The organism is Mesorhizobium sp. M1365 (genome assembly GCF_040317865.1).
GTDB lineage: Bacteria > Pseudomonadota > Alphaproteobacteria > Rhizobiales > Rhizobiaceae > Mesorhizobium.
Map to the genome: position 1 here is coordinate 23291 of NZ_JAMYLG010000031.1, position 14056 is coordinate 37346.

The following is a 14056-nucleotide window of genomic DNA, read 5'->3' on the forward strand; positions in this document are numbered from 1 at the left end:
CTGTGGTTTGCTCAGGAGGTCGCATGATCCCCCTCGTGTTCGAATACCGCTCCCCTTGCACCTTCGGCGTGGGCTGGCGTGGCTTCAGTCCTCGACCCCATCTTCGCGGCCTTCGGCTCCGAGCCGTCATCAGCTACCAAGAAACTCAGCACTCAGACTGCCTTGATGGGCTTCCAACCACGCCTTGGAAGCCTCGAAGTCTGAGACGACCGTCCGGAGGAAATCCCAGAACGCAGGACCATGCGAGCGATGCCGGAGGTGGGCAAGTTCATGGGCAACGACATACTCCAGCACCTTCCTCGGCGCGAAAACCAGATGCCAATTAATGAGGATGTTACCCTCGGGGCCACACGATCCCCAGCCGTTTGCGAAATCAGCCACGCGGATCGAGCGCGGTGAAAGCCCGAACCGGGTCTTGTAGCCTGCGGCGATCTCCGTCACGTCACGCCGAACGCGCCGCTTCAGCCACAGTTTGAGTTCGCTTGCGACGAGTTGGTCGGCGTCATCGTCTACCCATGACGGAAGATCGACGATAAAGCCGTTGTGGTAAGTAAGCTCGATCCGCTCGCCATCGCTGCGTCGGACGGTCAGCCGCATCCGGCGGCCCCGGAAGGGTATCTTCGAACCGGTGATGAAGCGCGGTACGGCATGCCGGTCGGCGGTGATCCGCTCCATCTCGCGGACGGTGTTGAACACCCATTGCCGCTTACGTTTGAGAAACGAGTTGATCGCCGCATCGTCGTCGGTGGAAAGCACCAACACCTCGACGCAGCTGGGCGTCACGGTGATGCGGCGCTCGGACGCCGTGGCGGAGCGGCGAAGCTCATAGGGGATTTCGGCGCGGCCAATGCGTAGCGACGGCATCAATGGCCTCCGACATACGCGTGGACGGCGAACTCTTCCACCGCCTCCCGGATGGCCTTGCTTTCGCCAATGCCATGCTCGGAGAGGATGCGCCGAACCTGCTGGCGCAGACTGCGCAGGTATTCGGGCATGAAGGTGAAGGCTGGCTGGCTCGCTTGCGCCCCGGCATAGATCGCTCCAATCCCAATGGCGGCATCTTGTAGTGTGCCGTGGCCGGTGTCCGGGGCCAGTGCTTCCATGATGCGCAGGATCGAGAAGGCGCGCTCGTCCATGCCCAGTTCGGCATGTGCGCCCTTTTCGGCATTGATGCCACCGGTTAGGTCTTCGAACTCGCTCAGCCCCTCGGCGGCAGCGATCTGCCCCTCCTCGAAGCGACGAATGATTTCCAGTACACGCTCGGAGAAACGGCCATATTGCGCAGGGTTCTTGTCAACCAATTCGCGCGTGACACGGCGAAGCTCGGCGGATTTTCGGACGAATGCTTCCTGCAACTCTCCGTCCGTCTTCCCCTCGGTCGAAAAATCGTCGGCGAAGTGCGGATCGGTGATCGAGCGCAGCCGGATCGTCGTCGAAAGGCCGGTCGCATGGACATGCGCTTCCAGCATGTCCCTGATCTTGCCGGTGTAATAACGATGGTCGAGGCTCTCGTCCTTGGCGATCACCTGCGTGGCAAGCCGGAGGAAGGCAGCGGCCCATTTTACTTCGTCCGTGAAATCGAGGATCGCCGGATCGGGTGAGAGGTCGCCGTAGACGCGAATGAAATTGCGAGCGAGCCTCTGAAAGTCGAACCATTCGTCCTCACGGCCAGCCGTCACGAGCTTGCCGACGGCATAGGCCGCCGCCTTCTCATCCATGCCCTCCAGCCCCATTCCGCGCTTCTGCAAACGATAGCGGGCGTGCGCTTCCTTCAAATCGTTGCGCAGGATGGCGATGTCGCGCAGCGCATTCTCGACATCCTCGGAGCGATAGGATTTCAGCGCCTCGTCGAGATGATTAGTGACGCCGATGTAGTCGACAATCCGGCCATGCGGCTTGGTGATCTCGATCCCGTCGGGGCGCATTAGCGAACAGGTGCGATTGGTTCGCGCAATTGCCTGCAAGAGGCCATGCTCCTTGAGCGGCTTGTCGAGATACATCACCGCCTCAATAGGCGCGTCGAAGCCGGTCAGCAGCTTGTCGCAGACAATCAGGAAGGTGGGCTCCTGCCCGAACGCCTTGAACGCCTTCTTCGCTTCCTTCTCGGCGACGTCATCCAGATACTGCAGTTCAAGCTCGCCGCGCAGAGCTGCGACGTCCGCGTCTTCCGAAGGTTTGTTGTCCTCTTGGCTCTTGGAATAGACGCAGGCTATCATTGCATCGGCCTTGGCTCGGGCGGCGTCGGCGTCCACTCCGCCTTTTACCATATCGGCAGCGATCACGCTCGCAAGCGTGGTGCGGTAGAGGATCACCGCCTCCCGGTCCACGGCGACGATCTGCGCCTTGAAGCCGTCGGGTGCGCAGACCTGCTTGAAATGCTCCCAGATGTCCAAGGCGATCAGCTGGACACGCTCGGGGTGCTTGGCGATGGTGGCGAGCGTCAGCCCCTTACGCTTCAGTTGTTCGCGCTTGTCGTCAGGCAGATCGACGAACCAGCGGTCGAACAATATATCGATCTCGGCCTCATTGATCGCCCAGTCGGTTTTTCGACCCTCGTAGAGGATCGGGACGGTCGCGCCGTCGGCCACGGCATCATCAATGCCATATTTATCAAGATAGCCCTCGCCCTCGATGCTGAAGCGGGCATAGGTGTCCTTGTCGGTACTTTTGATCGGCGTGCCGGTGAAGCCATAAAAGCGGGCGTCGGGCAGCGTAGCCTGAAGATAAGCACCAAGATCTTTTTCCTGCGTGCGGTGGCACTCATCGACCAGCACGATCCAGTTTTCGGAGTTGGGGATCGGATCGCGGGAGCCTGCGAATTTGAAGATGGTCGATAATAGGATTTGCCCGTTGCCGCCGCGTGCCACGGCTTCGCGAAGCTCAGTGACCGATCCCGCCTGTTTCGGATTAGGCAGGCCGCAGGCGATAAAGGTGCTGCTGATCTGTGTGTCGAGGTCGATCCGGTCGGTCAGCACGAGAATGTTGGGATTGGCAAGCGTCGGCGCGTCCAGCGTCAAATGGGTCTTCAGCTTCAGCGCGAGGAACACCATCGTCAGGCTCTTTCCTGACCCTTGCGTGTGCCAGATCAGCCCCTTGCGGTGGACGCCATCGGCGACCCGCTGCACGGCCTTGTTGACCGCTCGGAACTGCTGATAGCGGCAGACCTTCTTGATCTTCCGCCCCGTCTCAGGGTCGGTCTCGAACACGATGAAATGGGCGAGCAAGTCGAGCAGCCGGGACGGCTCGGCAAGGCACCACAAATCCTTGGCGAGATCGTCCGCGAACTCAGTTCGCATACGCGGCCATGCATCGGGCCACGGTGCATAGAACGATGAGGAAGCGCCGGTCGCGCCGTAGAGTGTGACGATGCCGTCGGTGACGATGTTGAAGGCGTTGGACGCGAACAATCGGGGGATGTCGCGTTCATACTGCTTGATTTGCTCGAACGCTTCTCCGGCCTTTGCAGTGGACTTCAGCGGCGACTTGGCCTCGATCACGACCAGCGGGATACCATTCACAAACAGCACGATGTCTGCGACGCGCGGGCGTTGGGCGGCGACGCGGAATTGGCGCACGACGTGGAAACGGTTGTTCGCAGAAACCTTGAAGTCGATCAACGCGATGGGCTGGTCACGGTTCCTGCCGACGAGGCGGCGCGAATAGCCGCCGCGCAGCTTCCTCTGCCAGTCTTCATTGTCCGACAGAGTGGCGAGGTCGTTGTAGATCGCCTCGGCGTCTTCCAGCCCCATGCCGTTGAGCGCCTGCAATGCTTCTACCAGCACCGGCTTCAGGATGACGCGGTTCTCTTCCTGCCGCATTGCCAATGCCGCCTCGGGCGCAAGCGGCTGATATCCCGCCGCCGCCAGCCCATTGAGCGCGGGCTTTTCGGCGAGGCGGTATTCGCTCATGCGAGCGCCCGGACGCGACCGGAGAGAAGGTCATATGACAACGATTTTCGCATCTTCTGGTGTGATTGAAGCACCTTCCAAGCTGATAGCGCGATTTCTTCGACGGACGACAAGATTTTAATGGCGTCATCCTGCCGCTGCATATCGGGAACATGAAGCAACAGTTCAGCCAGTCTGCCTTTTGAAATATTCTTCATTGAACCGCTGGTCCCGCTCGCAATATCAACGATCTGCTCTCGAAATTTCGCTGTCTTCATGTAGTAGCCAAGCCAACGGCACCTCGCGGCGGAGTTAGTTTTCAGAAGCCAAAGGCGGTCCGGAAGAAAGAGGTTGGGGTGATTGTGCGCGACGAAAGCATTCGCTCCGACAAGGTCAATCGTGTTCATCCGGCTTATAATTATCGAGTTCGCTGTAGGCTGCACACGAACCCTCGCGCGCTCGTTGTCGAGAACGGCTTTGTGTTCTTTGGGATCAAAAACGCCCGCAGAGACGCAGCTTGTCTTGAGTATTCCGAACTCTCCTCCATTCATCGGGCGCCCCTCCGAGTTCACGCTGACGCCGGCGTCGAGCGAGGCGATCAAGTCTCCCAAGCGCTTTTCTTCGCCGTCAAGCTCGGCATCAGCAACCAACAGCTTTTCGGCAAATAGTAGGAGTGTGCGTTGAGCCTGCTCGAACGCTTCGCTGGCTATCGCAAAAGCCTCACCCACCGACCTAAGTACCTCCGCGATCCGCCTTTGCTCGGACAGAGGAGGCAAATTCAACGCTCTTTGCTCAATTGCCCCTTTCGTGACGTGGATCATTGTTGATCCATTTCCCTCACTGGATTTTATTTTATCCACATCCCATTCAAGAAAATAATATAGGTATTCCTTATCTATGTGCTGCGGGTCAATAACAATCTTCCAAATGTGATAGTGGTATATAACCTTACCGCCGTTCCAAATTTTAGGAGCGAACGACGCGGACCAAGCGTAAAGGAGATCACCATTGTCGCAATATTTATCACCATCGAGTTCTAGGTCAGAATAATACCAACTGTCATTTGTGAAGAAATTTCCTACTCTTAGAACTGGATATTTCCCATCCCGCTGAAGCTCTTCTTTCTTATACGCGCGCCCATTGATGAACTGGCACACGTCGATCAACGTCTTTTCTCTCCACCCCTCAGGAAGCATAGCCAAGCCTCTTGAGGTGCCCAAACATGACCGCTTCGGCCTCGTTGCGCTTGGCGATCAGGTCTTGCAGCCTGGCGACCTCCTCAGCAACATCAACCGCTTCGGCATCACTGCCGGTCTGTATGTACCGACTGATATTGAGGTTGAAGCCCTTGGAGGCGATCTCGTCGACCGGCACGACGCGTGCCAACTTGTCCATGTCGGCAAAGCGATGGACCGCGTCGGCGAGTATACTCACGTGATCGTCGGTCAGGAAGTTCTGCGCCTTTCCGGGCTGGTAGGTGGCGTCGCCATTGACAATCAGCACCTTGCCGCGCCGGTGGTCCGTCTTGTTCTTCCGGACGATCAGGATCGCGGCCGGAATTCCGGCGCCATAAAACAAGTTGGGCGCGAGGCCGACGACAGCCTCGATCACGTCGGCCTTGAGCATTCCCTCACGGATGCGGCCTTCGGCCCCGCCCCGGAACAGCACTCCGTGCGGCACGACGACCGCGAGCATCCCGCCGTCCTTGAGGCTCGCCAGCATGTGCTGGACGAACGCTAGGTCGCCATAGCCCTTGGGCGGGCAGCCATATGCATCGCGCCCGAATGGATCGCCATTTGCCCAGACATCATAGCCCCACACCTTCTCGGAAAAGGGCGGGTTGGCGAGTACCCGGTCATAGGCACCGACGCCCTCGACGAACTCTCGGGCCTTGGGATCGTACCGCTTGGGCGAGAGGATCGTGTCGCCCTTGGCAATGAAGGCGTCGTCTACGTCGTGAAGGAACAGGTTGATCTGGGCGATGCCCCATGTGCCGAAGTTCTTTTCCTGCCCGTAGAGCGACAGGCTGCGGGCATCCTCGTCCCGATCCTTCAGATATTGGACCGCCTCCAGCAACATGCCGCCTGACCCGCAGGTGGGATCATAGATCGACATGCCGGGGCGAGGCTCGACGATCTCGACCATGAGCCGGACGATCTGGCGCGGGGTGTAGAACTCGCCGCCCTTCTTGCCGGCACCCTCGGCAAACATTTTGATGAGGTAGAGATAGGCGTCGCCGAGCATGTCGGCGGGCACGTCGGCATTGCGAAGGCGATGCTTCTCGAAATGGGCAAGCAGTTTTTCGAGCAACGCGTCTGAGAAGCGGTCTTGATTGGCGAAGTCGACATCGCCGAACACGCCCCGCAGGCGCAGGTTCGCATCTTCGATAGCGGCGAACGCGTTGTTCAGCCGCTGACCGATCTGGGTTGATTGCTTACGCACCGCGTCCCAGCGATGCTCGGTGGGAATGTGAAAGCGATGCTCGTCCGGGTCAGCGGCCTCCTCGCGGTCGCCAGTCTCGGCAAGGAGCTTTTCATACTCCTCGGCCCAAACGTCACAGAGACGTTTGTAGAAAAGGAGGCCGAAGATGTATTGCTTATAGTCTCCGGCATCGACAGTGCCGCGCAAAATGTCCGCTGCCTGCCAAAGATGGCGTTCGAGGTTCTGCTGGGAAAGGGTGGGCATGAATTGGTGGTACGCTTTCAAATATTCGCCAGCCTGACGGCGACCTCCTCTCTCATAGCCACAGGGTTCCATTTGGTCCAGAGTCTGCCTCAATGTGGGGCCCCACAGGCCACCCCACCCCACCTGCCCACGAACCCGGCCGGCCGGGCCGGCATCCTTTCGCCCAGCTCTCCGCGTAGCGGTGGACGGCGTCATAGCCACCCTCGTAGCCGAGACTGCAAAGCTCTTCGTAAATCCGGATCAGTGTCAGTTGCTCGCGCGCCGCCTTGCCACGGTTGCCATTCAAAACCCGTCAAGCTGATCCTGCCACGGACCGATCTTCGGCTTGGGCCGCCGCTCGCTTTCGTAGGAGAACGATGTCTCATTGGACCTGAGAATCTTGCGGACGGTGTTCCGCGACACATGCAGTTCGCGGCAATCCCTACGACAACGCAAAGGCGGAAAGTTTGATGAAGACGCTCAAAGTCGACGCCGTCTATCCGATGGCGTTCGAGACGTTCGCCGATGTCATCGAACACCTTCCGCATTTCTTTGAGGAGGTCTACAACCGGCGACGGCTTCACTCAGCACTTGGCTATCTCAGTCCAATGCAATTCGAGGATAAACACACCCGGCAAACGATCAAATCAGCAGCCTGACTCTGTCCCGCCCGAGGGCCCACTCCATTATGGGGTCAATTTTGCACGCCGATTCACACATTTCGGTGGCCTGTGTCCCTTGATCGAACGGTTCGGTCGGGCATTCCCACGGGACGGACGCACCGAGCGGCCCTATGCGGCCTCACTAGTTCTGGCCGGCCATCGGGTGATCCATGTTGAATGTTAGTGCATGCTTGGTCTCGGCGCTACAGCCGGGGTGGCCGGCGAAGCTGGTCCGGGTTGCGGTCGCTCCGTGGCTTTTGTTCGTTGCTGCAAAGTGAGCAGCAAACACCGCGGATAACGCCGTCTCCCCTGTAGGGGCGATTTTGTGGCTTAGCCTGCCAATTCGACAGGTTGGCCCGTCACGTCTCTCACTACGACGAACGGCGTTCCACTTCTGGCGTGCGCACCAGTGATGCCGGCAACTCGGTCGGCATACCGCTTAACACCACGATTTGTAGGAGAAGCCCGTTCCAACCAAGAACCGTCGATCTGCTGGTCCAAGAAGCGGGAGGCGCGCGAGAACGCAGCAACGTCATTTTCGAGATTATTCTTACTCCGACAGGCCCGAATTGCTGCGCCCGCATTCTTTGCGATTACGTCGCAGCAGATGCCGATGACGATGGCGGATCGGATGTTTGTCTGAAGGTCAGCGACCGGGATGCTCGATACCGGATTATGTGCCGCACGGTGCCTCGCATTTGCCAAGGCGATGAAATTGTCGCGCATACTAAGCACTGCGCCCCCGAGGGTCGCGGCAAGGAGGTTCATTTTCCCCCAAGCGTCTTTGACCCCGAAAATCCCAAAAGCCTGTTTGATGTCCTCGTGCCCGATGTTTGATCCCTTTGGACTAAAACCTAGCGCCGTGTAGGAGGGAGGGACCGCGTTGTACTGGGTGACGAGCGCCAGCGTTTGATCCACGTAATTGAGCCGGTCTGGCGAGGCTCTGATGAACGAAAGCCGGTTGGACATGCCAACCACTGAGTCAACCACAATGAAGTCCCTGATGTTGTCGGGCATGTCGGCAAACGCCATACTCGCCTTGCTCACATCCTCCACTAGCAAGTGTTCGAATACGGCACCGACGTACTTCTCAAGCATCGAGAATGCGGAGACGGCCAGACCGTGCCGAAGGACGCGGGCACTCAGATTTGCTGGGTCGGCCAGAGGCAAATTATCTTGAAGGAGCGGTTCTGAACTGACCCTCAGCATCTGCTCGAGCGTGCTAAAGAACTCCCGCCGAAACTGCGCCATGGTTAGGTGCCCTCGAGCAGCTCTTTCATGCGGCTGACTCGATACCGAATACGTTGAGGAGTGTTAGTGCCAGTTCGGACTGACTTATCAAAATCCAGCTCCCCGAAGAGAGCCCGCGTCTTCTCGAGGACTTCTGCCTGTTTGCTCGCGGCCTTCGCGGCGACCTCCGCCGTCACCTGAGAGGCAGAGATCATCTGCGCATCGTACATACCGGCGAGGGTTTGATCGCGCCACCCTTGCCCTTCAGGTCGTCGGAACGCGAAGTCGCCCCATACGCTTTGGCACCTCGCTATCGCAAGGTTGAATACCGTCCCGTGATTTTCCACCGCTTGGCCGCTGTCCAACTGGTGTCGGCGCATAAACTCGTCCATCTCCTTGATCAAGCTGCCGCTGAAGGTGTCCATTCGCTCCGACAGCGTCAGGAAACGCAGCACGTACTCCGCATCGTCCATCTCGCGATAAGCGGCCGATTTCGAGCCATCAATCTTAAGTTGCTTCCGCAGAAAGACGCTTTCAGACAGCGCGTATATTCTGTCGTTCAGAGGGCCCCTAAAAGCCACGTTTCGTATCTCTTGAGCATTCAAAGCCTCGCCGCCGCGGTTGAGCCGTAGAAACACCTCATATTTCAACATTGGATCGGTTTGCTTGAGCAACGTTACAACCCGCAGATACGGCCGCAGCTTGAAAGAGTTGACAATCTCCGAAGGCAAAGCGTCGAATCGCATGCCTTCGGCTTCTGTTAGACGGTCCAGATTGCGAAGGCTTAGTCTGCCGAAGATGAAGTCTGATATCGCGCGGAGGCGCTGTTTGCCGTCGATGGCCGTGTAGGTTCCGGCAAGCTCCTCTGCGAGATAGACGGGAGGCACGGGCACATTGAGCAGAAACGATTCAATCAAAGCGGACTGTTTGTCTGGTGACCACCGCTCTCGCCTCTGGAAACCGGGCTGCAGGTCGATTGCCTTGTCCTCGACCATTTGTGCGAGGGTTGCCAGAGGCAGATCTGCTGTCTGAACAACAAGTTTTGATTGAGCGTCGCGGAAGCTCGATACCAGCTTCTCCATTGGCAACATGAGGGTCCCCGCTCTGTCACTGAGTTATCCAGAAGTTCTCCCTCTTCCTACACTCTTTTAATTGCTCTCGCATATAGAGATCATTTCGGCCTTGCCTGCCGTGGTCGCTCAGCTCACCGATTGTCGATTCGACCGCTTGTGCTGCTAATAACCCTTAAACGCCATTCATGGCTGGGCCGATGTCGATTCCTTTCACTAAGGACGTGGTTTTATCCAGACCTACCTTGGGCAAGAGAAAGGCGGCGTCTGCATTGGGTCAGGTGGCGACGATGCTTACGCCGACCTGAATGTCTGGGCTTGAATATCCGCACACTGATGCTGCCTATCCTCGGCCCAACACAAAACGCTCCTGGTCTGGCGCTGAGCGTCGGCAAATGGCGCAAAGCGCTGATCATCGCACGTCAGGGTATGCCCTGACGTGACGTAACGCGCCGCCGCCACGCCTATGTAACATCTGGGTTGACATCGGCTATTTGTGACAAGGTAGCCTCGGGCTTAAAACCCTGAGGTGACACCATGAGCCGGATTGGCTACGCCCGCGTCAGTACGATTGACCAAGATCTCGATACGCAAATCGCCAAGTTGAAGGCCGAAGGCTGCGGCATCATTCGGTCCGAAAAGGTCTCTGGGGCGAGCCGCGATGGTCGAGCGGAACTTGCGACGATCATCGACTTTCTTCGGCCAGGAGACGAGCTGGTGGTCACCCGGCTTGACCGGCTCGGCCGCGACACCCGCGACGTTCTCAACTTGATCCATGAGTGCGAGCAGAGGGGGGCTTTCGTCACCGTCCTGGACCCGCATGTATCTACCCGCGGCGAGATGGGGCACATCGTGCTGACGGTGCTCGGGATGGTGGCGCAGATGGAGCGCCGCTTCATCAAGGAGCGGCAGCGTGAAGGGATTCAAAAGGCGAAATCGGCGGGGACCTACAGAGGGGGCAAGGCGCGTATCGACCATAGCCGAGTTGTAGAGATGCATAGAAAACAGGAAGGCATTTCGGAGATCGCCAAGGCACTCGGGTGCTCGAGGATGCAGGTATATCGCATTCTTAACGGCCAGTACCGCTCGGAGTCTATTGTGGCGAGGTAGGCGACGACTCGGTCCTACCAAGTAGGCCAGCGCTGGTACCGTTCGATGATGATATCCAGTTCTAGATGTTGACGACGCCAAAGCCAAAGCCGATTGGATTGCCGCCGAGCAAGCGTGGTTACCGCGCACTTGGCGGCAAAGGCTTTGCGAGAGAAGGCCGACAAGGCAGTCCACCCGGATAAAGGCGTGCGAAAGCGCCAGTGCGGTTGGATGGATGAAGCTTGCGGAAGATTTGCTTAGCGATACGATCTGGCAGGTGGGAGGCTGGCTTATGAACATTAAGCGCGGGCTGGTCAGGGTATGGATTGTACTATCCGCAGCATATGTGGTTGGCGTCTGCTATGTTTACGGGCCTGCGGTCAAGGAAGGTTTCGACAGAGAGAACCAATTCGAGACATTCGACGTAAGCCGCTACACCGTACCCGTCCTGTGTTCTGGGGCGCGCGGTCAGGAAGGGCCGGATTTCGAGCGCGAACACGTCATCACTCCGGATGTCGGGTACCTGTGCGGCCTATCGCAGAAACTACCCAGAATTCAGTGACATCTCCGACGTGAAGATGGTCCGGCGGGCATACGGTTCGCTTAACCTATCAATGCTGACGGTCCAACCTTGGCGTAATGTCCGGTACGTAACCGGCGTTGCGATATCCGGCCCACTCGTCGCACTGCTGATCGGATCGCTGATCTATTGGGCGGCATCCGGCTTTGGTGGACCTAAACCGGCCGCCCCCTCACGCGAGTCTCAGCGCTGACCCCATACCTTTTCGAGCAGGCGAGCCGCACAACTTGACTGCCTCAGCCCTCTATGGCCTTGGTTCGGACGCTCTGCTTGTGGGTCAGCACCAAGTGTGGTTACTTCCGGCCGGGTCCAACCGGGAGGGTGTCAAATGGATATCAGCAAGCTCAGTGACAACGGCCTGAAGGCTTTTCACAAGTCGGTCCGGACAGTCGCCGCAGCCGACGCCGCAAACCCGCAAAAGAACGACCCGTACTACGGGGTAGCCGAATATCCCGATTGGGCACAGCACCGCGACGAAATCGAGGCTGAGCTGAAGAGCCGCGGAATCCCGTTCAACCCTGTTCAATGGTAGGAAAAACTCTTCCTCTGCCTTGCCTCATGCTGGCGCATAGAGTCTGGCGACAGGAGCACCTGACCCGATTCCGAAGGGACGTATTTTGGCAGCCGACATCACAGAACATGAATTTCACGACGTTCTTGAACATCTTGCCCAACGCCCTTTTTCCACAATGCAGTTCATCAAAAAGCTGGGCCAGCGTTATCCAAGCAAGTGGAGAGCGATTGAGGCAGAGTATGGGGCGGGCGGTGTCGGGGCGAAAACCTACTTCAGCGCGTATTCTCGAATAGCTCACACCTTAGCGAGATTTGCCCGGGCGAACATCGTAGAGAAATTAGATTATCGACCGGCTCCGAGAGGATGGGGTAGTCCGGTCATCCGCTACTGGACTGATCAAATTGGATCGGCGGGTCAGCTTTTCCCCGATCAAGTTGGGGACGAAGACGGGTTTTGGGAGGGCGCGCGAACGAAGGTCTTCGTAAATGCGTACGAACGAAATCCTGAGGCAAGAGCGAAATGCTTAAGACTGTTCGGGCTGGCTTGCATGGCCTGTGGAGAGGATTTCTCGAAGAAATACGGCATCCATGGCAGGGGGTTCATCCACGTCCACCACCTTACCCCTCTGAAGAAGATCGGCCGGGCTTATCAGGTGAACCCAGCTAAGGACCTGCGGCCGGTGTGTGCCAACTGTCACGCCATGATCCACCGTCGCGAACCCATGCTTACAATCGAACAGCTAAGGGCATTGGTCCAAGCCGCGGTAGAACGTTGAGGGCACCGACATGGCAGTAATTCGACCGCTTCTCAGACTACGGGTTGCGGCCGTTGGGCTGCTGCAGACCAAAGCGCGGACACGCTGCCTGTCAATCTCGCATTAGTGATACCAAGTCTGCCTGAGCCGTATGAGCATATAGGAGTGCTCAATGCTGTAGCAGACGCGCTTGACCACGCTGCTGTCCAGTTCGCCGGTGCACTGAAACAGCTAAGTCCATCGGCGCGCGATTTTCACGTCCGCTGACTCGCGGAAAATGGCGCAAACTCAAAGAAAAACTCAGCCCGCGCGCTGCGGGCGGAACGTGTGACGCGGGTTGCGCCAATCGATCCCGTCGAGCATGTAGGCGAGCTGCGCCGGTGATATGGAAACCGTGCCGTCCGCCGGCGACGGCCATAGAAACCGGCCCTTCTCGAGCCGTTTTGCATACAGCGACATGCCGAGCCCATCATGCCAGATAATCTTGATCAGATTGCCGCTGCGGCCGCGGAAGACATAAATATCGCCGGCATGCGGGTCCCGGCCCAGCGTCTCCTGAACCTGCAGAGCGAGGCCTTGCATTCCGCGACGCATATCGGTCCGGCCGACCGCCAACCAGATCCGCACCTGGCTCGGAACCGGGATCATGAAACGCCCAGCGCCTTCACCATCGCCACCAGCCAGGAGATATTGATGGCCATTCGTTGTCATCCAACGGGCGCGAGCGAGATGCGTTCTCCCAAGCCCTGAATGCCCGCTTCGGCTCCTTCTCAGGATCATGCGCAAGACGATGCGGGCGACTTCACGACAGTCAGTAGGGATGGGCGCAATTCTCGCGCCACATAGAGTGTATTAGCACCTTCTACTATGGTGCGAACACCTACCTTTCCCAAAGATGAGGCGCAGTTAAAAGTGAAGCTGTGGGGGCAAAAAAGTAAACACATTTGGGAGGAACATCGTCATGCGTAAATATGTTTTGCTCGTCGGTACTCTACTTATTTGTGGCGGACCGACCTTCGCTCAACCGCATAAATGTATCGAAGCGAAGGATGCTGGGTACAACCAAATATCGGCCTACTACGATCCACGAATTGACCAAGTGAACGAAGCCATTAAGCAAATAGTAGCGAAGGGTGGCGACCCCAATTCCGTCGCAATCAAGGTCGGTGAAAAATTCTACACCCTCCCCGAAATTAGCGCGAAATTGGCACGGGATAAACAAATCGGCGCTGCGGCGGTGGACAAGCTTATCACCGACTGTGAGCAGCAGGTAAAGCCGTATCAAGACGTGATCAACGCCTTCGTCGACGTCCAGACACTCGGCATAGCCAAACTGCTACCCGGCAAAATGGGCTTTGTGGACGCTTCGGATATCCTCGCCGGCTATCCTCTGGGAGGGCCGGATGCCTTAATCCCGAAAGCACGCGATGACATCCTCAATGCCATTGGAATAGGAGGCAAGAACAACGATCTCGGGAAGATCATCAAGGATCCACTCCGGCCGCTTAAGTGTATATTTGGCTGCTGAGAGGCTCGTCGGAAAATAGAAGCCCCGCCGGCTGGAGCCCGCGGGGCGAGGGTCAGTCTTGGGTGTGAGTGCCGGCGG

At 57.9% G+C, this 14056-nt stretch carries 13 protein-coding genes and 1 pseudogene; 6 read left to right on the plus strand and 8 right to left on the minus strand.

The window, feature by feature from the left end; all coding sequences use genetic code 11:
• Nucleotides 1-129: 129 nt before the first annotated feature.
• The 5 genes and pseudogenes from NKH04_RS24790 to NKH04_RS24810 all read right to left on the minus strand — a co-directional run.
• Nucleotides 130-864 carry a M48 family metallopeptidase gene (locus tag NKH04_RS24790; RefSeq protein ID WP_353045120.1) on the minus strand — a complete coding sequence of 245 codons (735 nt, stop codon included), beginning with the start codon at nt 862-864 and terminating at the stop codon, nt 130-132.
• Entirely contained in the window at nt 864-3908 is a 3045-nt protein-coding gene (locus tag NKH04_RS24795) for a type I restriction endonuclease subunit R (protein WP_353045121.1), read from the minus strand. Before NKH04_RS24795 ends, NKH04_RS24790 begins: the two co-directional genes overlap by 1 nt.
• Nucleotides 3905-5044 carry a restriction endonuclease subunit S gene (locus NKH04_RS24800; protein ID WP_353045151.1) on the minus strand — a complete coding sequence of 380 codons (1140 nt, stop codon included), beginning with the start codon at nt 5042-5044 and terminating at the stop codon, nt 3905-3907. The genes NKH04_RS24795 and NKH04_RS24800 overlap by 4 nt, the downstream gene beginning before the upstream one ends.
• Nucleotides 5045-5072: 28 nt before the next feature.
• Nucleotides 5073-6767, minus strand: coding sequence for a type I restriction-modification system subunit M (locus NKH04_RS24805; protein WP_353045122.1), 1695 nt, complete (start codon nt 6765-6767; stop codon nt 5073-5075).
• A pseudogene (locus NKH04_RS24810) lies at nt 6730-6986 on the minus strand (IS21 family transposase); the annotation flags it as partial. The pseudogene NKH04_RS24810 and the gene NKH04_RS24805, both read right to left, overlap by 38 nt.
• A 35-nt stretch (nt 6987-7021) precedes the next feature.
• Here NKH04_RS24810 and NKH04_RS24815 point away from each other — a divergent pair.
• Complete coding sequence (locus tag NKH04_RS24815) at nt 7022-7210, plus strand: IS3 family transposase (protein ID WP_502913448.1); 189 nt, start codon at nt 7022-7024, stop codon at nt 7208-7210.
• 333 nt (nt 7211-7543) lie between these two features.
• On the opposite strand, the gene NKH04_RS24820 is transcribed toward NKH04_RS24815, so the two are convergent.
• Both NKH04_RS24820 and NKH04_RS24825 read right to left on the minus strand, forming a co-directional pair.
• A complete protein-coding gene (locus NKH04_RS24820) occupies nt 7544-8464 on the minus strand; it encodes a hypothetical protein (RefSeq protein WP_353045123.1) in 921 nt (306 codons plus the stop codon).
• Between the two features lie 2 nt (nt 8465-8466).
• Complete coding sequence (locus NKH04_RS24825; protein ID WP_353045124.1) at nt 8467-9525, minus strand: DUF262 domain-containing protein; 1059 nt, start codon at nt 9523-9525, stop codon at nt 8467-8469.
• Nucleotides 9526-10050: 525 nt separating this feature from the next.
• On the opposite strand from NKH04_RS24825, the gene NKH04_RS24830 reads away from it, so the two are divergent.
• The 4 genes from NKH04_RS24830 to NKH04_RS24845 all read left to right on the plus strand — a co-directional run bounded on the left by NKH04_RS24830 (nt 10051) and on the right by NKH04_RS24845 (nt 12471).
• Nucleotides 10051-10623: a recombinase family protein gene (locus NKH04_RS24830; protein ID WP_353045125.1), complete on the plus strand. Its 573-nt coding sequence runs from the start codon at nt 10051-10053 to the stop codon at nt 10621-10623.
• Nucleotides 10624-10837: 214 nt separating this feature from the next.
• Nucleotides 10838-11164 carry a hypothetical protein gene (locus NKH04_RS24835; RefSeq protein ID WP_353045126.1) on the plus strand — a complete coding sequence of 109 codons (327 nt, stop codon included), beginning with the start codon at nt 10838-10840 and terminating at the stop codon, nt 11162-11164.
• A gap of 346 nt (nt 11165-11510) precedes the next feature.
• The gene (locus NKH04_RS24840; protein WP_353045127.1) at nt 11511-11714 is read left to right on the plus strand and encodes a hypothetical protein; all 204 of its coding nucleotides are present in this window, start codon (nt 11511-11513) and stop codon (nt 11712-11714) included.
• An 85-nt stretch (nt 11715-11799) separates the two neighbouring features.
• Complete coding sequence (locus tag NKH04_RS24845) at nt 11800-12471, plus strand: HNH endonuclease (protein ID WP_353045128.1); 672 nt, start codon at nt 11800-11802, stop codon at nt 12469-12471.
• Nucleotides 12472-12750: 279 nt separating this feature from the next.
• On the opposite strand, the gene tnpB is transcribed toward NKH04_RS24845, so the two are convergent.
• Complete coding sequence (gene tnpB, locus NKH04_RS24850) at nt 12751-13230, minus strand: IS66 family insertion sequence element accessory protein TnpB (RefSeq protein WP_353045152.1); 480 nt, start codon at nt 13228-13230, stop codon at nt 12751-12753.
• A gap of 181 nt (nt 13231-13411) precedes the next feature.
• Here tnpB and NKH04_RS24855 point away from each other — a divergent pair, with 181 nt between their 5' ends.
• On the plus strand, nt 13412-13978 hold the full coding sequence (locus tag NKH04_RS24855; protein WP_353045129.1) for a hypothetical protein: 567 nt from the start codon (nt 13412-13414) through the stop codon (nt 13976-13978).
• The last annotated feature ends 78 nt before the right edge of the window (nt 13979-14056 follow it).